Here is an 18,131-nt window from a genome sequence, read left to right as displayed (position 1 = left end):
TGAAGCCGGCAAGCAAAAAGGACAAAAATCTCAAACACCAGGAGGCTTTACAATGAATTATAACCAGAATAAGAAGATTGCTCAAATCACTTCTCAAACTCTTATTATAGGAGTCGATATTGCGAAATTCCAACATGTGGCTCGTGCCCAGGATTTCAGGGGAATGGAGTTTGGATCCCCGTGTCAATTTGAAAATACAAAAGAAGGATTTGAAAACTTTCTTAAATGGATTTCGGAAATCAAAAAAGAACAGCGTATGAGTAAAGTGATGGTTGGCATGGAGCCAACAGGCCACTATTGGTTTAATCTGGCCCATATCTTAAAAGAAAATGGGATAAAGTTTGTCGCAGTAAACCCGTTGCACGTCAAGAAAAGCAAAGAGTTGGATGATAACTCACCCACCAAAAATGATGTGAAAGATGCCAAGGTCATAGCCCAGCTGGTCAAGGATGGAAGATACGCCGAACCAACAATACCGCAAGGTGTTTATGCAGAACTCCGTGTGGCAAAGAAAATACGCGATCTTTTAACTGAAGACCTACAAACGGTCCAAGGACAGGTGCACAACTGGATTGACCGGTATTTTCCGGAATTCCTCAAGGTTTTTAAGAAATGGGAAGGTAAGGCTGCTTTACAATTCTTAAAGCTCTATGCCTTGCCACATGAAATAGCTGTATTCACCGAAGAAGAACTACTCGTCCATTTGAGAAAGTCCGTATCTCGGAGTGTTGGATTAAACAAGATCCGCGAATTAAAACAGGCAGCTAGCCAGTCCATCGGACTTCGACAAGGTGCTGAAATGGCCAGGCTGGAGCTAAAAACCATTCTGGCTAAGTATGAATTAATTCAGTTACAATTCGAAGAATTGGACGCCAAAATAGACAGCCAGCTTGATGAAATACCAGGTGTACAACAAATGTTAGCGATAAAAGGTGTAGGCAGGGATACAATTGCCGGCTTCTTTGCGGAAGTAGGAGATTTAGGTGAATACAATCATCCAAGGCAGATTATCAAGCTGGCCGGCTTAAGCTTAAAAGAAAATACATCCGGCAAGCACAAAGGAAAAACGACCATCACAAAAAGAGGCCGAAAGAAACTCAGGGCACTGTTATTCAGGGTCTGTATGATTCTCGTTGCCAAAAATTCTGCATTTAAAGCATTACATGCTTACTATACTCAACGTCCGGATAATCCTTTAAAGAAGATGCAGTCCCTGATTGCTTTGTGTAATAAACTAATTCGGATTTTCTTCAGTATAGGAAAAAAGCAATTTGATTTTAATGAGGAAAAGATGCTAAAGGACATCCCTCATTTGGCAGTAACAAAGAAGACGGAAATGGCAGCTTAACTTTGGTTTAGATTAGATAAGTAGTAGTTCTTGCTTTTATAGTTTTGGAGACATTTGAAGCACGGATTAGTCGGCAAAGCAACTAAATTACGGGCTTGGACCCTGTGGGGCAGCATGGCTGACATCCACCTCATGGAAAGGTTGGACGAAGGAATTTGAGAGCGAAGACTCTGTGAGACATGGGAGGGTTGACCTCCATGAGTAAATGTGGACATCCACCAGTGCGGTTATATTTTTACTCATCCACCATTTTCTGTAAGGGATTGGTTAGTGGGTTCTAACTCTTTTTTCTCACTCTGTCCAAAAATATCCTTTCAAGTGAAGATCCTCCATTTATAAAGTGAGTTACCGAAAGGTAAATAACTATGAAATTCTAAGAAAACAAGAGTAAATAAGTGTTTTCGCTTCTTTTATTGAGGGAGGCGGAGGCGTTAATTCTAACTCATTCGTCATAATTTTATTAGACTTTGTTAAGCTGAAAGTAAAACTGATTTAAAATAGACTGTATTATTACAAGTCCTTATTTCAGATGAAGAGTGCAATACTCTAAGATTCAGCTGCCAAAGGGTAGCTTTTTCTTTTTAAACAAACGGGGCAGCATTCCTGTAATAACTGAAAATGCGGTTTGAATGAAAAAAGACCTCTTGATAAGATGAATGTGTCCTGAGCTGGCCAGCTAAAAGGGACAAAACATCTACTCGGAGGTCTTACCATGAATTATAACCAAAATCATAAAATAGCTCAAATTACACCTAATACCCTAATAATCGGGATTGATATTGCCAAGCATCATCATGTAGCTAGAGCACAGGATTATCGTGGGATGGAGCTAGGATCGACTTGCTTTTTTGATAATACCCAAGAAGGATTTAGGGCATTTATTAATTGGATTAATCAAATAAAAGAGTCATACGAAATGGAGTCTGTCATTACTGGAATGGAGCCAACAGGCCATTATTGGCTTAATTTAGCTCATATTCTAAAGGAGGAACAGATTAAGTTCGTAACGGTCAACCCTTTACACGTCAAGCATAGTAAGGAGCTAGACGATAACTCTCCAACAAAAAATGATGTAAAAGACGCAAAAGTCATTGCACAACTAGTTAAAGATGGTAGATACGCCGAACCAACAATACCACAAGGAGTTTTCGCGGAACTGCGTGTGGCTAAGAAATTACGCGATTTATTAAATGTAGACTTACAAATTGTGCAGGGACAGGTACACAACTGGATTGATCGATACTTTCCAGAGTTCTTTACCGTTTTTAAAAGTTGGGAAGGGAAGGCAGCTCTTCATTTATTAAAGCTTGAAGCATTACCGGATGAATTGGTGAGTTATACAGACGAAGGATTACTAGAATACCTTAGGCAAGCAGTGAAACGTAGTATAGGCATAAAGAAGATTCAGGCCTTAAAGGAAGCAGCCAATCGGTCGATTGGCATTCGTCAGGGCGCCATGATGGCTAAAATGGAATTAAGAGCGTTAATTCAAAAGTATGAACTCATTCAAGCCAAGTTCGAAGAGCTTGACCAAACTCTGGATACACTCCTTCAGGATATTCCAGGCGTTGATCAAATGTTAGACATAACAGGAATTGGACGCGATACAGTGGCGGGTTTCTTCGCTGAAGTAGGAGATTTGAGGGAGTATAATCATCCCCGTCAAATAACCAAGCTGGCAGGACTCAGCTTAAAAGAAAATACATCAGGAAAGCATAAAGGAAGAACGAAAATCACGAAACGGGGTCGAAAGAAATTACGAGCCTTATTATTTCGGGCATCTATGATTCTAGTAGCGAAGAATAAAGCCTTTAAAACTCTACATCATCATTACACAACAAGGCCTGACAATCCGTTGAAAAAGATGCAGTCTTTAATTGCTTTGTGTAATAAGCTTATACGCATTCTCTTTTCTATTGGGAAGAAACAGTTTGTGTTCCAGGAAGAGAAGATGTTGAAGGATATCCCCCATATGCATGCATTTATTCAAGAACCAATAGCAGCTTAATCACTATCAAACTGACTTTTAACGAGTAGATTTGGACGGTTAAACAGACAAGATCAGCATGGGATTAGTCGGCAACGCAACTAACGTAAGGACCTAGATCCTGTAGGGCAGCATGACCGACATCCACCTTATGGAAAGGTTGAACGAAGGAATGTAGGAGCGTAGACTCTGTGAGACTTGGGAGGGTAGACCCCCATAAGATATGTGGATATCCATTGGTGCGTACATACCTATTTATCCAATTTTTTGGAAATTAACCGAAGGTTGGCTAGTTTCTTGCGCTCATTTTCTTCTTAAACTGCTTGATTGTGTTCTTTTCGTACTTATCAACTCTATAAAGTTAAACAAGCTGGATAGCGATATTGAGAAAAACCGCGTATTTAAGAGATAAGTGTTTGTTTATTGAGGGAGGTTTGTTGAATTAGAAACCAATCTGAAAATTAATAAAGGAGATCTAAATGAGGGAATCAACATTTATGAAGCTGCAAGAAGCATTATTAAAATCTTGGTCAATCAAATCAAGTTTCAAATGGACTAAAGACAATCCGGCTAAAGGCCAATGCGGTGTAACAGCGTTAGTAGTAAATGATTTACTAGGCGGACTTATAAGAAAGACCCCGTTATTTGAAGGATGGCATTTTTACAACGAAATAAATGGTATACGTTATGATTTTACTGTTTCACAGTTCAATGAAGATATCAGGTATATGGACATTCCTTCAAATAGAGAAGAGGCATTCTTGGATACAAATCAGAAACAATATGATTTTCTCAAGCAAAGTGTAAAGATACATTTATAAGAGCGTTTTAAAAGAGACGCACTAGAACAAACATGGCAGGTTAATGTAATAATATTTTTTGTGAAATTAAGTGAAATATGGAGGGACAAGTGTATAATCATAAATTTAATGAGTTTATTAAAATTGCAAAGAAACTAAATGATATTGAGATTATCCCATTGTTAATGGGTTCGGTTGGTTTAGAAATCGTTACAGGAAAAAGTTGGGATGCTCAAGACTTAGATATTCATGTACCTGGTGATGTAAGAGGGTGGGAAGTACCGCCTGAATTAAATATACACAACTGGAATGAAATTGTGAACATTATGAAATCAATGGGATATAGCTTGATTGATTTGCATGAGCATGAGTTCTCTACAGAGGGATTAACAGTTGAGTTTGGCATTACTGACACACTACCAAGTTTTGCCGGAGTACAATTAGAGGATTTAGAAATGCATGAAATGGAAGAGGTAAAGTATTACTTACTAAATCTTGAACAGTATTTAAGTGTTTACGAGTCATCATCCAAGGATAGCTATCGAGCAGATAAAAATAATAATAAAGATATTAGGAAGATAGATTTCTTAAAAAGTATGTTAAATGGTAACCAAAAATCTTACTAAATCTAATTGAATTAACTGATGTTTTGTTAAAAATAATTGGAAGCCCTTTTCTTATGTAACAAACGGGGCAGTTTTGTTTTAGAAGGACATTTTTTTTAGTGTGTAGTGGAAAATTAACATTTCTTACTTACTAAATGAAAAGCAATGAGGAGGGCTATGTAGCCTCTCCTCATTAGTTAATCAATTTTCTTTTCATTAAACAGGGTAACTGCTCGAATGTTTGCTGTTGATCGGAGTTGCCTAACCCTGATTTTTGCTTCTTCAATATCCTTTGCTTGAACCTGTTGATAAAACACCACTCCGCCTAGTTCATATTCAACCGTAAAAGTCTTGGATTCATCCATGCTAATCACTCCTAATGATGGGTTAAGATTTTATCAATTAATCCATAATCTATAGCTTCTTCAGCCGTTAGGAAGTTATCCCGTTCTGTGTCTCTTTCTATTTTTTCTTTAGGCTGCCCTGTGCGTCCTGAAAGAATAGTGTTTAGATGGTCTCTAAGTCTTAAGATACGTTTTGCACTTATCTCAATTTCTGTAGCTTGACCTCTTGCTCCTCCCAGAGGTTGATGAATCATTACTTCACTATTAGGCAGGGAGTATCGTTTTCCTTTTTCTCCTCCAGCCAGTAAAAATGCCCCCATTGAAGCAGCCATACCTATACATAAAGTGCTGACTGGTGCATTTATCAGTTGCATCGTATCATAAATAGCTAAACCTGCTGTGATGGAACCACCTGGTGAGTTAATATAAATAGATATATCTTTTTCAGGAGAATCAGAATCAAGGAACAACAACTGGGCAACAATGCTGTTGGCCACTTGATCATTGATTTCACCTGTTAACATGATAACTCTATCTTTTAATAATCGAGAGTAGATGTCATAAGACCGTTCGCCTCGATTCGTTTGTTCAACAACATAAGGGATAAGATTCATTTTTTCTCCTCCTTGAGATGATTGACGTTCAGATATATTCAAAATCTTTGCTGCAACTTCTTGATTAAGGGAATGGCACCTAATGTCTTCTGGATCCACGAGTTGTACGTGAATATGATTTTTTACACACTGAAGTTCCTGTTGGTGGTCAGTGAAGGTGGTAATTACCACAATTTCAACCTCATGTTCGTGCAGCTGCTGTTCGGTAAAGATCTCAAATAGTATGTCTAACGGATCTGTGAGGTTATTAACAATAATCAACCCATTCTCTTCAGGCAATCCGTTTAAGTTAGTAACTCTATGTAGCCCATCTGGTAGAAGAATTTTTACCTGAAGTTGACCAATTATCTGTTTTGGGAGGGGATCAAGACTAATACAAAGGTGAGTCATTCCTTCTTCATTTTCTATCTGCTGTTTTGAAAGAGCTAAATTAACTTTCATGATTATTTCCTTTTAACACATTCGTGACTGAGTCAATCACTTTTTGTCTAACGTCAGCTGAAAGGTGTTTGTTGATGGTAATATAAATATCTTCATTAACCATGTGCAAATGTTGTTGAACAATTCTCTCTGAGTTCAAAAAGGAAAACTGTTCAGCAATCCCTTTTATTTCATCAATCGAAAGGCCAGACAGAGTTTCTTGGATACTTGCTAATGATTCTCCTGTTTTGCTTAATGTTAGGGCAGCCCTAAAGTAATGTAAGTGATTGTCAGTATAGACTCTTTTATTGCCATGCAGTTCAAGTGGTGGCACCAACTCAAGCTGCGTGTAATAGCGAACGGTTCGTAGGTTAATGTCAGCTCCTTCTTTTATTAAAATGTCTGTAATTTCCTGAGCTGTATAGAATTCCATTGTAAGATTGACCCCCTTTTCACATCTGTTACAGTTAACTGTTATAGTTACATTATAGTGTAACGAGAAGGAGTTTAAAACCAATTTGTGAAAGATATTGTAAAAAATTCACTTAAGGTATTTGTTTTTAGTAAATGGGATGCTGCAGCAGCTCTTTTTCTTATTGAACAAACGGGGCAGCATTCCTGTAATGAAGGAAAATGGAGTTTGAACAAAAAAATAACCTCTTGGTAGAATGAGAGAGTCCTGAAGCCGGCAAGCGAAAAGGACATTACTCAAATACCAGGAGGCTTTAAAATGAATTATAACCAGAATAAGAAGATTGCTCAAATTACTCCTTACACCCTGATTATAGGGGTGGATATCGCGAAATTCAAGCATGTGGCACGTGCCCAGGATTTCAGGGGAATGGAGTTTGGAACTCCTTGTTATTTTGAAAATACAAAAGAAGGTTTTGAGCATTTTCTTAATTGGATTTCGGAAACGAAGAAAGCACGTAGTATGGAGAAAGTGATTGTCGGTATGGAGCCAACAGGTCATTATTGGTTTAACCTGGCTCATATTTTAAAAGAGAACGAGATTAAGTTTGTAGCTGTAAATCCCTTGCACGTAAAGAAAAGCAAGGAACTTGATGATAATTCTCCAACTAAAAATGATGTAAAAGATGCCAAGGTCATTGCTCAACTGGTCAAGGACGGAAGATACGCCGAACCTACTATACCGCAAGGTGTTTATGCCGAACTCCGTGTGGCAAAGAAAATTCGCGATCTTTTAACCGAGGACCTTCAAACGGTCCAGGGTCAGGTGCATAACTGGATTGACCGGTATTTTCCGGAATTTCTTAAGGTCTTTAAGAAGTGGGAGGGCAAGGCTGCATTACAATTCTTACGGCTTTATGCTCTACCGCATGAAATAGCCAATTTCACAGAAGATGAATTGCTTATCCATTTAAGAAAATCCGTAAAAAGAAGTGTAGGTGCTAATAAGATTCAGGAATTAAAGCAAGCAGCGAGTCAGTCCATCGGACTTCGCCAAGGCTCTGAGATGGCAAAAATGGAGCTGAAAACTCTTCTGGCTAAATATGATTTGATTCAGAAGGAATTCGAAGAATTGGACGGAAAAGTAGATTCCCTGCTTGATGAAATTCCAGGTGTAGCGCAAATGTTAGCGATCAAGGGTGTTGGAAGAGATACTGTCGCTGGTTTCTTTGCGGAAGTGGGTGACCTAAGTGAGTACTCTCACCCCCGACAAATCATTAAGCTGGCTGGCTTGAGTCTGAAGGAAAATACGTCTGGAAAGCATAAGGGCAAAACAACCATCTCCAAGAGAGGCAGGAAGAAGCTAAGGGCTCTGTTGTTTAGGGTTTGCATGATTCTAGTTGCCAAAAATTCAGCTTTTAAGGCCCTGCATGCTTACTTTACACAACGGCCGGACAACCCGTTAAAGAAGATGCAATCCCTTATCGCTTTGTGTAATAAATTGATTCGTATTTTCTTTAGTATAAGTAAAAAGCAATTTGAATTTAGTGAAGAAAAGATGTTAAAAGATATCCCTCACTTGGCAGGATCAAAGAAGGCAGAACTGGCCGCTTAATTCTGGTTTCGTTTAGATTAGAAATAGTTCTTGGCTTATAGTTTTGGAGACATTTGAAGCACGGATTAGTCGGCAAAGCAACTAAATTACGGGCATGGACCCTGTGGGGCAGCATGGCCGACATCCACCTCATGGAAAGGTTGGACGAAGGAATTTGAGAGCGAAGACTCTGTGAGGCATGGGAGGGTTGACCTCCATGAGATATGTGGACATCTACCAGTGCGGTCATATTCTTACTACTCCACCAATTTCTGTAATAGATTGGTTAGTGGGTTGTAGCCCATTTTTCTCTGTATGTCTAAATATATCCTTTTCAGTGACTATCCTCCAATTGAAACCATTTACCGGCAGGTAAATAGCTATGAAAATCTAAGAAATCAGGAGTAATCGGGTGTGTATGCTTCTTTTATTGAGGGAGGTTTGTAGAAGAAGCGAAATGGGATTTTAACCCATATATAACTTGTAATATGTTAGTATTTAAGAAACAGGTTAAATATTATATTGGAGGCCATTTAATTATGATTCGGTTTGTACTTCAATTTAGTGTTTCCATTACTTTACTTTTGTTTTCTACAGCTTTTGCTTGGTTTGAAGGGAGTGCTATTTTAGATAACCCTTGGGAATGGAGATATTCTACACCTTTTACACAGTTATTATATGGAGTAGTAAATAATCCAAGTGACATATCACAGCTGGATTACTTTGTCTATGCTTCTAAATTCCAACCCACTTTCCCCATAATTATGATTTTGAGTAGTTTATATTTGTTAATTCTAATTGGGTGCAATATCTTAAAGCAGGAGAAAAATTGGTTAGCCTATTATCTAACTTTTTTAGGTGGAGGATTATTTTTATTTAGTTATTTTACTTCTAATTCTCCAACAGTAGGTGGTCATATACTATTTTCTATTTTCATTATTAGTGGTTTATTATGCGTATCGGCTGCCTTAATAATTTACTTTCAAATTTTAAATCGAATCAAGGTAAATAAGGTTACTAACTAATTTAATTAAGAATTAGCGTTTGCTTTGCTTCAATAAGGAGCAAAGCATTTTTCTTATTCGACTAAAGACCTGCGGTAATATGTCAACTCCAAAAGTTTAAAGATGTTTAGTTTTCAATTTACTTGTGACTAAAAAAGACCGTAAGGAACTACACCAGTAAATAAATGTAATTTACTGGAAATCAGGAAGGCTTGCGCTGACAAAGTATATTTGTCAGATCTTCACGCACCTTTCTTGCGCAAAGACTTGGCGTTTGCGAAGCAGCGCATCCACCAATCGCACGAGTTTTCTTGCTGTTAGGACGAGGGCACGTTTGTGTTGATGTTTTGGAACTTCAAGACATTTCTTTTGGTAAAACTCGCGATATTCGGGAATCTGTCTCCTAACCGAGTTGGCGGCTTCAACGAGGTAGTAGCGCAGATATTCGTTTCCTTGTCGCGAAAGAGAAGTGTCTTCAGCTGTAAAGCGGCCAGACTGGTGTTTCCGCCAGTATAGACCTGCATATTTGGCAATCTTGCTTTCATCTTCAAAACGTTCAATCTGGCCGATTTCGGCAATAATGCCTGCGGCATATACAGGCCCGATGCCCGGTATAGTCTCCAAGGTCTGGGAAAGGCCTGTCATTAGACGGGTAATGGCTTTGTCGATTTCCTTGATCTGTTTCTGAAAGGAACGGATCAGCTCAATGGAAGTACCTAAAAGGAGATCCATTGAGTCTTCTACCACTTTATCTAAGCGGTAGGAAGAGCGGACTGCCCGTTGGATGGAAGTAGCTACTTTATCGGGATCAGAGAAACGATTCTTCCCGTGTTCCTGAAGGAACGCAGCCAATTCATCTAAAGGCATCTGGGCCAGTTCTTCCAGGCTGTATCTTTCGAGGAAGAGGTCCATCATCGCATTTCCGAAGGCGGAAGAGTCCACCTCATGGGAAAAGTTGCTGCACTTGAAATTCAGATGTTGGAGAAAGTGCTGTTTCTCCTTTGTCATCATCTTAACCAAGTGATAACGTGAACGGGTCAACTGTTGGAGTGCGACATACTGGCTCTCCTTGACAATGGACATCTGGTTACGGCCGAATCGGACATAATCGGCAATCACGAATGCATCAATTTCATCCGTCTTATTCATATCCGAATAGCTTTTCTTGAAGTTGGCAATCTGTTTCGGATTAATGACGAACACTTGAGTGTCAAAGACCTTAAGGTCTTCATCATAATGAAGGAACATAGAAGGATGGAAGCTATAGACCGAAGTGGACTCCAAACCGATCTTAACGCTTTCAACTTTACGTCCTTTCGCAAGGCCGAGGATTCGTTCCTTCAAAACTGTGGCTCCTGGAAGGTCATTTGATACCGTGAAGGTATCCACTTTTGATCCTTCCTGATCAAGGATACAGCCTTTCATGTCAAACGAACTTACGTCTAAACCAACAAATAATCGCATGGGGGTTACCCTCCTTTCATTGTGGAATCATTGGGTATTTCCTTGGACGCCTCGAGATATCTCTAGTATGGACGCCGATCATCAACCTCGTGTATCAGAACTGCATCTGCATCGAAAGCCGCCTCAGGGCTGCTTGTCACCTGAGTTCGAGAGGCAGTGCGCTCAGCCTGCGAGTATGAAGTGCCGCACGTACACTGAGAAACAGTCTTTAGATGTAGTCAAGCTACAGGGGCAGGAAGAATTGTCCCAAATGATCCTAAGACCATTATCTAGAAATATCTCGAGACGTCCAAACAGACCACCTTATATTGATAGAAAAGATGAAAAAGAGAATGGTATTTAAGGAGTTAAACATAATATACGAGGGGCAGGTTTGTTGAAGAAGGAATATGTCCTCAATTATAGAATTAAAAGGATTATATAATAAACAGATTGAAGGTGTAAAAATGATGGTTTTCCTTCCTATAGATCAAAGATTATTTGTTATAAGTGAAACGATTAGAAATATTGAGCAATACTTTGTTCACTGGGAAGACAGTGTTATAAGTCCGAAAGAGCTTTCATCCCTTACTTCTTATTACTTCAAGAAGGCGGCAGAGATAGAAACACAATATGATTTTACATTACTAATGTGGGAATTAATTGGTGGTTTTCGAAATGGACATACCTGGTACGTAGACAAAATAATGGTACCCAAGTATGGACATCAAAATTTCATCCTTGAACCAATATCAAATGAATGGAGAGTAAAAAACTCTTTTGACGAAGAGTTAAAAATGGGTGACTTGATTGTTTCTGTAGGAGGAAAGAACCTTAATGAATGGTATCAGGAAATTGGAAAATACATCGGTGCTAAAAAGGAAACATCCCGTAGGATAAAGTTAGGAAATATGTTATCTTTCTTTTTAAATGCTAAAAATATTGAGGTTGAATATTTGGATAGTAAGGGTTCTTTAAGGACAAAGAATGTTCAATGTTTAGATGTCAATAATTACATCAAATTAGTTGAAAATGCTTCTATTACCACGCAGGGATACTGGATTAAAGAAAATAAAGTTGCTTATATTAAGATACCAAGTTTTAGCAGTAAAAGTTTTGAAGAAGAAGCGATAAAACTTATACATAAATTTAAAAATTCACCATCATTAATAATTGATTTACGAGGTAATGGTGGAGGAAGAACACCTTTTGATCTGATTAATTTTCTTATGAAGATACCTTATAACTCTTGGCTAGAAAGATCTAGACATCCTGAGTGGATGTACAAACGTTATACTAATGAAGAATTTAAATTTCAAGAGGACTTTAGATATACATTATGTGGTCCCATTAAATACTATCCAAAAGACATTGACAATTGTTATCAAGGAGAAATAATCATTTTAGTTGATAAGTATACTGCTTCAGCAGCTGAGGACTTTACAATGCCTTTTAAATATCATAAACGTGGAACGATACTTGGAGAATCCACCTACGGATCAACTGGTCAACCAGCATACGTAAACTTAACAGAAAATATAAATTTAGGGATTGGATCTATTCGAGTATATTATCCATCTGGTGATGAATTTGAAGGAATTGGTATTGAACCTGACATTCAAGTTAACGTTACTAGAGAAGATATTTATAATAGAACAGATTCTTATATTGAAATGGCTTTGGACGTATTAAAGTGATAGGAAATAATGGGACACTTTGTGAAAAAATGTACTTAAACAAACGGGTGCGTTCGTATTATAGAGTTAACCAGTTTTTACTGGTTGCTCTTTTTTTTATAGGACCTATTATTTCAGTAGCCAGGGTAGAACGTACGGGTGCGTGGGAGTTAGATCTCGTCAACTAAACTGTTCGCCCCCTACTTGTAGAATGATGTTTGAGGCTGGTTGGGACAAATAATCTCGTATAACAAGCGAAGCTATGGAACTACAGGAAGGTATAGGGGTTACTGGTGAGTAAAACTAAGGGAGAGATATTAATGAATCCAGTCATTGGCCTAGATGTAGCCAAAGGAGAAAGTGAGGTTCAAGCCTTTTTAGATAAAGACAAGCCGTTCGGGAAAAGTTTCAGTGTAAAGCATACCAAGGAGGATTTAGATTCGCTTATTTCTTTTTTGAGAGAGATAGAGGGACATACTGGGGTTAGGCCAGCAGTTATTCTTGAATCTACAGGACATTACCATACACCGATTATTCAATGTCTTGAGGGAAGTCAGTATCTATACATCTTGGTAAATCCCATCATTTCTTATCAAGCTAAGAAAACAAGCCTTAGAAAGGTAAAGACTGATGCCGTTGATGCATATCACCTTTGTGTTCTTTACTACAAGGAAGAATTTGAGCCATATAAGAAAAGAGGACTGAGACTTCTAAACCTGAGAACATTGTCAAGGCAATACGAAACCGTTACGAACCTTTACATCCAGGCAAAACTTCAGTTTCATACTCTTCTTGATCAGATATTTCCTGAATACAGGGGAGTCTTCGGGGATTTATTTTCGAAAGTTTCTCTTAAAATATTAAAGGAGTTTCCAACATCCGAAGATGTACTGATGGCAGGAGAAGCAAAGATTTTGGCACGAATTAAGGAAATGCGTATTAAACGATCCCCAAGTTGGATGAGGGAGAAGGCACACAAATTAATGGCTTCAGCTAAGCGGAATCCATTCCAACAAGGTGTTTATGAAAGCCAGTTGTTCAGTTTGGATATGTATATCAATATGCTTCTTCAATACCAAGAACACCTATCAAGCTTGGAGAGGCAGATAGATGTCCTGGCAGAAGAAATTGAAGAATGTAAGATAATCCAATCAATTCCCGGTATAGGAGAAAAAATCGCGGCAACGATTATTTCTGAAATCGGGGAAATTGACCGGTTTAATCACCCTAAAAAACTTGTGGCTTACGCAGGAATAGATCCAAGTGTCCATTCATCAGGTAAGTTCACCGCTACGATAAATCATATTACCAAACGAGGTTCAAGCCGATTACGGCACGCTTTATATATGGCCGTATTATGCGGTATAAGAAGCTCGAGGAACAAGAAGCTAAAAGAATATTATGATCGGAAACGAAATGAAGGAAAGCCTTCAAAAGTAGCGATGATAGCTTGTGTAAACAAGCTTTTACACTGGATTTATGCAATCCTAAAAAGGAATGAGCAGTTCCTAGATATGGCTTAATCAACAAGAAAAAGCAGCTAATGAAAAACCTTCCAAAAGGTATTTGGAGGGTTATTTGGCGTGCCTTCCAAAGTATAACACGGAAGAAAAAAATTTTTAATAAGAAGTTCTTGACTCCTATTAGCTGGTTTAGTTGAATTAGCAAATCCTTAAATAACAAAAACTCGCAATTTTCTAATGCGAGTTTTCTTTGTTATAACCTGATGGTAAGCAACAATGTTTACGAAAACAGCCAAAAAAATAAAGAGTGGGTTATGCAGCTATGTATTTATCTTAAGTCGGGATCAATGATGACTACAGCATATTTAATGGAATAAACAATTTTTAAGGAACTTTTTACACTAATTCATGCCAAAATTCCTATTCAACTAATTGCCCGAGTCCTTTAAGATAAAATGGAATAAAATGTAATTTACAATGCGGAGCTGATTCTGTTGAAGGTATTAGAAGCAGATTCCTTGTTTGCAGGAATCGACAAGACGAGCAATCAATTATCTATCCTTAAAGATCAGGTAAATCAAGTTCAGGTATCCATCCAGGAGCTGGTGTCTCTTGAAGATGCTTTTAAAGGGCAGGGCGGCCAGGCTATACGTGCGTTTTACCAGGAATGCCACCAGCCTTTTCTGCAATTCCTTGAATCCTGGATTGGCGAGTATCAATCCTATTTAAAAAGTTTCATAGGTTCATTGCGGGATCTTGAACCCTCCCCTTCAGGCTTTATCCGCCAGGAATTCCTGGAGCATGAGCTCAAACAGGGGCTGAGAAGCACCCTGCAAATTACCGCAGATCTAACACAGGAAGCAAATGAGATTATGAAGTCCGTAAGCGATATTGTTGTGCTTCCGCGGCTGGAGGATGGCCGTTTTATCCAGGCATCAAAGCGAGCCGAGGATTCAAGCCGAGAAACAGTTGAGAAACTGGAGGACTTCGACCATCGGGAAACGGCTGCATTGGAGCCTCTCCTGCAAGATCTATCCCTTATGAACCAGTACATCCAAAAAATGGCGGGCATGTTCCAAAGCGGAAGCTTATCTCTGGCCCAATATCAGCCTAAATCTCTCAACTGGAAGGATTTCCACGAGGATATATCGAATCCCAACCCAGAGAGTGAGCAAAGTATTCTTCAGGATATAGCTGAAGGTGCCATTGAAGGGACTGGCAAAGCTGTAGGAGATACATGGGAAGGCTTGAAGTCAACCTATGAGCTGGGAAGAACCATCATGGGACCGTTCAGTCCGCTGTTTTTGGGCAATGAAGTGCTGTTTAACCGTGACCAGCTTCTTGAAAACCAAAGGAAGCACCAGGAATTTTATTTAGGCATTATTAATGACCCTATAGGAAAAGTACGCCGGGCTTTGGATATGCCGAAGTATATATGGTCCGCTGTCACCACCGCCTGGGAGCGGGATGTCATAAATGGTGATACCAAAAGCCGGACAGCTTTCTTTACCTATGGCCTGACTTCCTTGGGAATTGGCATTCTTGGTGATAAGGGGATTGGGAAGGCTGGAACCATTGCCAAGTCAGTTCGCCAGGCTGGTAAAGGAGAGAAGGCACTACCGATTTACACGCCGGTTCAGACACCAGCCATGGCAGGAGGGGGACTAGCTCGAGGGCCGGTGCCTTACAATGTTCTTTTTGATCCGTTGACGAAAATCAAGATGGTGACTGAAGATGTGTTTGGGGTTAAGGGAATAGGTATTACTAACCAGCATATAAGAACTTATAGAAATGCTAATTTAAAAAAACTAGAAGAAAAATATACTGCTGACCCTAGAATTACAGTTGAAATGCCATATGTAGGTAAGGGGAAATCAGGAACAAATGCAGAAGGTTGGCTACGTGATAAAGACTTTTATTGGAAAGAAATAATGAATAAACATCCAGAGAGTTTAAGTAAAGCAAATAAACAAAAAATCAACTTGGGTTTTTCTCCTATTAATGATAAAGCGTTTAGAGAACATTTCCCGCAATATGATATAAAGGAATTATACAATGATACTTTAATCCATCACCATGTAGGTGGGGGTGGGCAGGCAGTTGCAGTCCCTTCAAAGTTACATCCTGGGACAGGTGGAATTCATAACGCAGAAAAAGCTGCAGGTATTTGGGGAAATGATAGTCAATATGCTGAATTACTTGAAAAATTTCTAAAAAAGTAAAGGATGATAACATTGAAAATAAAAGAAGCAATGCAAGAATACTTTCAGTTGAGGAAAGAAGTAGCAAAGGAAGGTTTGGATTTTTTATTTAAAACACCTATTAGTAGTGAAGATAACCTAATAATTTATGAAGGTAAAGTCGATGAGGATGAATATATCACATGGAAACCTGTAGAAATGACTGTTTCACAAGATTTTACAAGTATAGAAGATGAATTTGACATAAAATTGCATAAAACAATTGTTGATTATTTTAACTCATATTGGTTTGCAGACTTAGATGGTTTTTATCAAGAAAACTATATTAAATTAGAACCTGTCATACCTAATAATGAGATAAGTTCATTCAAGGAATCTTTGAAAGGATATAAAAAAAATCATGGGGATAGTTTAGAGAAGATACCTCTTGGGATTGAGGGAAATGGTTTGTTGTTGGTAATTGAGAACAATAGTGGAATAGTTCAATTAGAAGATTTTGAAAGAGGTACATTTGAAAATATTGCTGAGAATATTGAAGAATTAATAAGAAATTTGAGATTAAAAAGATAATATTTTATTTAGAGATGATTTTCCCAGTAATTAATGTAAGTAATATACTTTTTTTTCTTTAGTTTTGGATACAGACCCTTAAATTATCATTCTTCTTCAAATGAAGGGGCAGCATCCCTAAAATAAAAAACAACATTGTAAAAAATGTACTTACACTATAGGGTGCCTTACTTTAAAATCCAGCTGCCGAACCAGGCAGCTTTTTCTTATTTAACAAAACCAGCTAATAGTTTGTCAATATTTTTCATTAAAATATCGAAATTCATCGTGATATACTAAAAAAGGGTATACTAAATAACCTTCATATTCTCTGAACTGGAAGGTTTTTCGTTATTTAGTTAGATGTTGCTACTATGCTATATCTTGGAAAGTTGTTCTGTCTCTTAATAAGGCAAATATCCAGTGTAAGAGCTTATTTACACAAGCAATTACAGCTACTTTAAATGGTTTTCCTTCCTCGCGTTTCTTATCATAGAACTCTCGTAATTTCTTATTTCGAGGAATGATTTCATCGCTTGTTTTGCTCTTGCGACAGTCACGTATCGCACAACGAACAGCCATATATAAGGCGTGGCGAAGCCTGCTGGAACCTCTTTTAGTGATTCGGTTTTTTGTGGCGGTAAACTTGCCTGATTCAAAAACACTAGGATCTACTCCAGCGAAAGCCACGAGCTTTTTAGGATCAGTAAATCGATCTATCTCCCCAATTTCAGAAATGATCGTGGCAGCGATCTTTTCACCGATACCAGGGATAGATTTGATAATATTATATTCTTCAACTTCTTTAGCGAGGGCATCTATCTCTGATTCCAATGTGGATAGGTGCTCTTTATATTGAAGAATAATATTAATATACATACCTAAGCTTAAGAAATGACTCTGATAGACTGTCTTTTCAAAGGGATTGCGAGTTGCCGCCTCTTTTAGTTGTAAGGCTTTTTCGTTGGCCCATCTGATTGAGCGACTTTTACATAATTCCTTAATTCTATTTGAGAGTGTTTCATCACTAGCTTCTAATATGTCTTCAGAGGACGGAAACTCCTTTAAGGTTAAGAGTGATACTACAGAATATAAATCACCGAACACTCCCCGATATTCAGGGAATACTTGATCTAGAATAGCCTGGAACTGAAGCTTTGTCTGAATCATCACTCCTGTAATATTCTCGTGTTGTCTTGTAAGGTTACGAAGATTTAAAAGCTGAACCCCTCGCTTTTTATAAGGTTCTAACTCCTCCTTGTAAAACAACTCGCAGAGGTGGTAAGCATCGACGGCATCTGTCTTTACTTTCCTTAAACTTGAACTTTTCGCCTTGTAGGAAATCAAAGGGTTAATAATAATTAATAAATATCCACGTTCCTCTAAATATTGGACTACTGCTGTTTGATAGTGTCCAGTAGCTTCAAGAATAACTGGAGGTTTTAAACCTGTTTCTTTTTGTACTACCTCTAAAAACTCTACAAGTAAAGCAAGACCCTGAATAGTATGTGCTACTTTAAAGCTCTTTCGGAATGGTTTACCTTTATCGACAAAAGCTTGAACCTGACTTTCCCCCTTAGAAATATCCAGACCAACGACTGGATTCACCAAAATCATCTCCTAATCTTTAATTTTGCCGGTACCCCTTATTCTCCTTGCAGTATCACAGCTT

16 protein-coding genes are annotated in these 18,131 nt (G+C 38.3%); 11 read left to right on the top strand and 5 right to left on the bottom strand.

Annotated features, from left to right (window positions below):
* Positions 1–52: 52 nt before the first annotated feature.
* The 4 genes from AC0VZ9_RS27320 (at position 53) to AC0VZ9_RS27305 (ending at position 4,761) form a co-directional block, all read left to right on the top strand.
* Positions 53–1,348 carry an IS110 family RNA-guided transposase gene (locus tag AC0VZ9_RS27320; RefSeq protein WP_159870551.1) on the top strand — a complete coding sequence of 432 codons (1,296 nt, stop codon included), beginning with the start codon at positions 53–55 and terminating at the stop codon, positions 1,346–1,348.
* A 712-nt stretch (positions 1,349–2,060) separates the two neighbouring features.
* Positions 2,061–3,356, top strand: coding sequence for an IS110 family RNA-guided transposase (locus AC0VZ9_RS27315; RefSeq protein WP_159871962.1), 1,296 nt, complete (start codon positions 2,061–2,063; stop codon positions 3,354–3,356).
* A gap of 458 nt (positions 3,357–3,814) precedes the next feature.
* Entirely contained in the window at positions 3,815–4,156 is a 342-nt protein-coding gene (locus AC0VZ9_RS27310) for a YunG family protein (protein ID WP_159871936.1), read from the top strand.
* An 89-nt stretch (positions 4,157–4,245) separates the two neighbouring features.
* Positions 4,246–4,761, top strand: coding sequence for a phosphoribosylanthranilate isomerase (locus AC0VZ9_RS27305; protein ID WP_159871933.1), 516 nt, complete (start codon positions 4,246–4,248; stop codon positions 4,759–4,761).
* A gap of 176 nt (positions 4,762–4,937) precedes the next feature.
* Here the strand turns inward: AC0VZ9_RS27305 and AC0VZ9_RS27300 are convergent, their stop codons facing one another.
* Genes AC0VZ9_RS27300 through AC0VZ9_RS27290 form a run of 3 tightly spaced genes read right to left on the bottom strand, consistent with a single transcriptional unit; the run spans position 4,938 to position 6,551 of the window.
* Complete coding sequence (locus AC0VZ9_RS27300) at positions 4,938–5,105, bottom strand: hypothetical protein (RefSeq protein ID WP_159871930.1); 168 nt, start codon at positions 5,103–5,105, stop codon at positions 4,938–4,940.
* 11 nt (positions 5,106–5,116) lie between these two features.
* Positions 5,117–6,088 carry an ATP-dependent Clp endopeptidase proteolytic subunit ClpP gene (gene clpP, locus AC0VZ9_RS27295; RefSeq protein ID WP_285871507.1) on the bottom strand — a complete coding sequence of 324 codons (972 nt, stop codon included), beginning with the start codon at positions 6,086–6,088 and terminating at the stop codon, positions 5,117–5,119.
* Between the two features lie 40 nt (positions 6,089–6,128).
* Positions 6,129–6,551, bottom strand: a complete 423-nt coding sequence (locus tag AC0VZ9_RS27290) for a MerR family transcriptional regulator (RefSeq protein WP_159871924.1) — start codon at positions 6,549–6,551, stop codon at positions 6,129–6,131.
* Positions 6,552–6,638: 87 nt separating this feature from the next.
* Here AC0VZ9_RS27290 and AC0VZ9_RS27285 point away from each other — a divergent pair, with 87 nt between their 5' ends.
* The 3 genes from AC0VZ9_RS27285 to AC0VZ9_RS27275 all read left to right on the top strand — a co-directional run bounded on the left by AC0VZ9_RS27285 (position 6,639) and on the right by AC0VZ9_RS27275 (position 9,148).
* Entirely contained in the window at positions 6,639–6,785 is a 147-nt protein-coding gene (locus AC0VZ9_RS27285) for a hypothetical protein (RefSeq protein ID WP_159871921.1), read from the top strand.
* 63 nt (positions 6,786–6,848) lie between these two features.
* Positions 6,849–8,144, top strand: a complete 1,296-nt coding sequence (locus tag AC0VZ9_RS27280) for an IS110 family RNA-guided transposase (RefSeq protein WP_341071464.1) — start codon at positions 6,849–6,851, stop codon at positions 8,142–8,144.
* Between the two features lie 518 nt (positions 8,145–8,662).
* Complete coding sequence (locus AC0VZ9_RS27275) at positions 8,663–9,148, top strand: YjdJ family protein (RefSeq protein WP_159871956.1); 486 nt, start codon at positions 8,663–8,665, stop codon at positions 9,146–9,148.
* A gap of 213 nt (positions 9,149–9,361) precedes the next feature.
* Here AC0VZ9_RS27275 and AC0VZ9_RS27270 read toward each other — a convergent pair whose 3' ends face one another.
* On the bottom strand, positions 9,362–10,591 hold the full coding sequence (locus tag AC0VZ9_RS27270; protein ID WP_009333976.1) for an IS110 family RNA-guided transposase: 1,230 nt from the start codon (positions 10,589–10,591) through the stop codon (positions 9,362–9,364).
* A 389-nt stretch (positions 10,592–10,980) separates the two neighbouring features.
* Here AC0VZ9_RS27270 and AC0VZ9_RS27265 point away from each other — a divergent pair, with 389 nt between their 5' ends.
* The 4 genes from AC0VZ9_RS27265 to AC0VZ9_RS27250 all read left to right on the top strand — a co-directional run bounded on the left by AC0VZ9_RS27265 (position 10,981) and on the right by AC0VZ9_RS27250 (position 16,480).
* Complete coding sequence (locus AC0VZ9_RS27265; protein ID WP_159871958.1) at positions 10,981–12,267, top strand: S41 family peptidase; 1,287 nt, start codon at positions 10,981–10,983, stop codon at positions 12,265–12,267.
* 299 nt (positions 12,268–12,566) lie between these two features.
* A complete protein-coding gene (locus tag AC0VZ9_RS27260; RefSeq protein ID WP_159871975.1) occupies positions 12,567–13,769 on the top strand; it encodes an IS110 family RNA-guided transposase in 1,203 nt (400 codons plus the stop codon).
* 434 nt (positions 13,770–14,203) lie between these two features.
* Positions 14,204–15,931: a T7SS effector LXG polymorphic toxin gene (locus tag AC0VZ9_RS27255; RefSeq protein ID WP_236566356.1), complete on the top strand. Its 1,728-nt coding sequence runs from the start codon at positions 14,204–14,206 to the stop codon at positions 15,929–15,931.
* 30 nt (positions 15,932–15,961) lie between these two features.
* Positions 15,962–16,480, top strand: coding sequence for a SecY-interacting protein Syd (locus AC0VZ9_RS27250; RefSeq protein WP_201306633.1), 519 nt, complete (start codon positions 15,962–15,964; stop codon positions 16,478–16,480).
* 351 nt (positions 16,481–16,831) lie between these two features.
* Here the strand turns inward: AC0VZ9_RS27250 and AC0VZ9_RS27245 are convergent, their stop codons facing one another.
* Complete coding sequence (locus AC0VZ9_RS27245; RefSeq protein WP_159871969.1) at positions 16,832–18,067, bottom strand: IS110 family RNA-guided transposase; 1,236 nt, start codon at positions 18,065–18,067, stop codon at positions 16,832–16,834.
* Positions 18,068–18,131 lie beyond the last annotated feature (64 nt).

The organism is Cytobacillus sp. QJM3NY_8 (genome assembly GCF_056173585.1).
Note: the sequence above shows the minus strand (reverse complement) of the source record. Positions and strands in the feature narration are given on the sequence as shown.

Coding starts and splice junctions, on each gene's coding strand:
- AC0VZ9_RS27265 (WP_159871958.1), top strand. CDS start 10,981: ATGTCCTCAATTATAGAATTAAAAGGATTATATAATAAACAGATTGAA.
- clpP (WP_285871507.1), bottom strand. CDS start 6,088: ATGACTCACCTTTGTATTAGTCTTGATCCCCTCCCAAAACAGATAATT.
- AC0VZ9_RS27310 (WP_159871936.1), top strand. CDS start 3,815: ATGAGGGAATCAACATTTATGAAGCTGCAAGAAGCATTATTAAAATCT.
- AC0VZ9_RS27280 (WP_341071464.1), top strand. CDS start 6,849: ATGAATTATAACCAGAATAAGAAGATTGCTCAAATTACTCCTTACACC.
- AC0VZ9_RS27250 (WP_201306633.1), top strand. CDS start 15,962: ATGCAAGAATACTTTCAGTTGAGGAAAGAAGTAGCAAAGGAAGGTTTG.
- AC0VZ9_RS27270 (WP_009333976.1), bottom strand. CDS start 10,591: ATGCGATTATTTGTTGGTTTAGACGTAAGTTCGTTTGACATGAAAGGC.
- AC0VZ9_RS27320 (WP_159870551.1), top strand. CDS start 53: ATGAATTATAACCAGAATAAGAAGATTGCTCAAATCACTTCTCAAACT.
- AC0VZ9_RS27300 (WP_159871930.1), bottom strand. CDS start 5,105: ATGGATGAATCCAAGACTTTTACGGTTGAATATGAACTAGGCGGAGTG.
- AC0VZ9_RS27260 (WP_159871975.1), top strand. CDS start 12,567: ATGAATCCAGTCATTGGCCTAGATGTAGCCAAAGGAGAAAGTGAGGTT.
- AC0VZ9_RS27275 (WP_159871956.1), top strand. CDS start 8,663: ATGATTCGGTTTGTACTTCAATTTAGTGTTTCCATTACTTTACTTTTG.
- AC0VZ9_RS27290 (WP_159871924.1), bottom strand. CDS start 6,551: ATGGAATTCTATACAGCTCAGGAAATTACAGACATTTTAATAAAAGAA.
- AC0VZ9_RS27315 (WP_159871962.1), top strand. CDS start 2,061: ATGAATTATAACCAAAATCATAAAATAGCTCAAATTACACCTAATACC.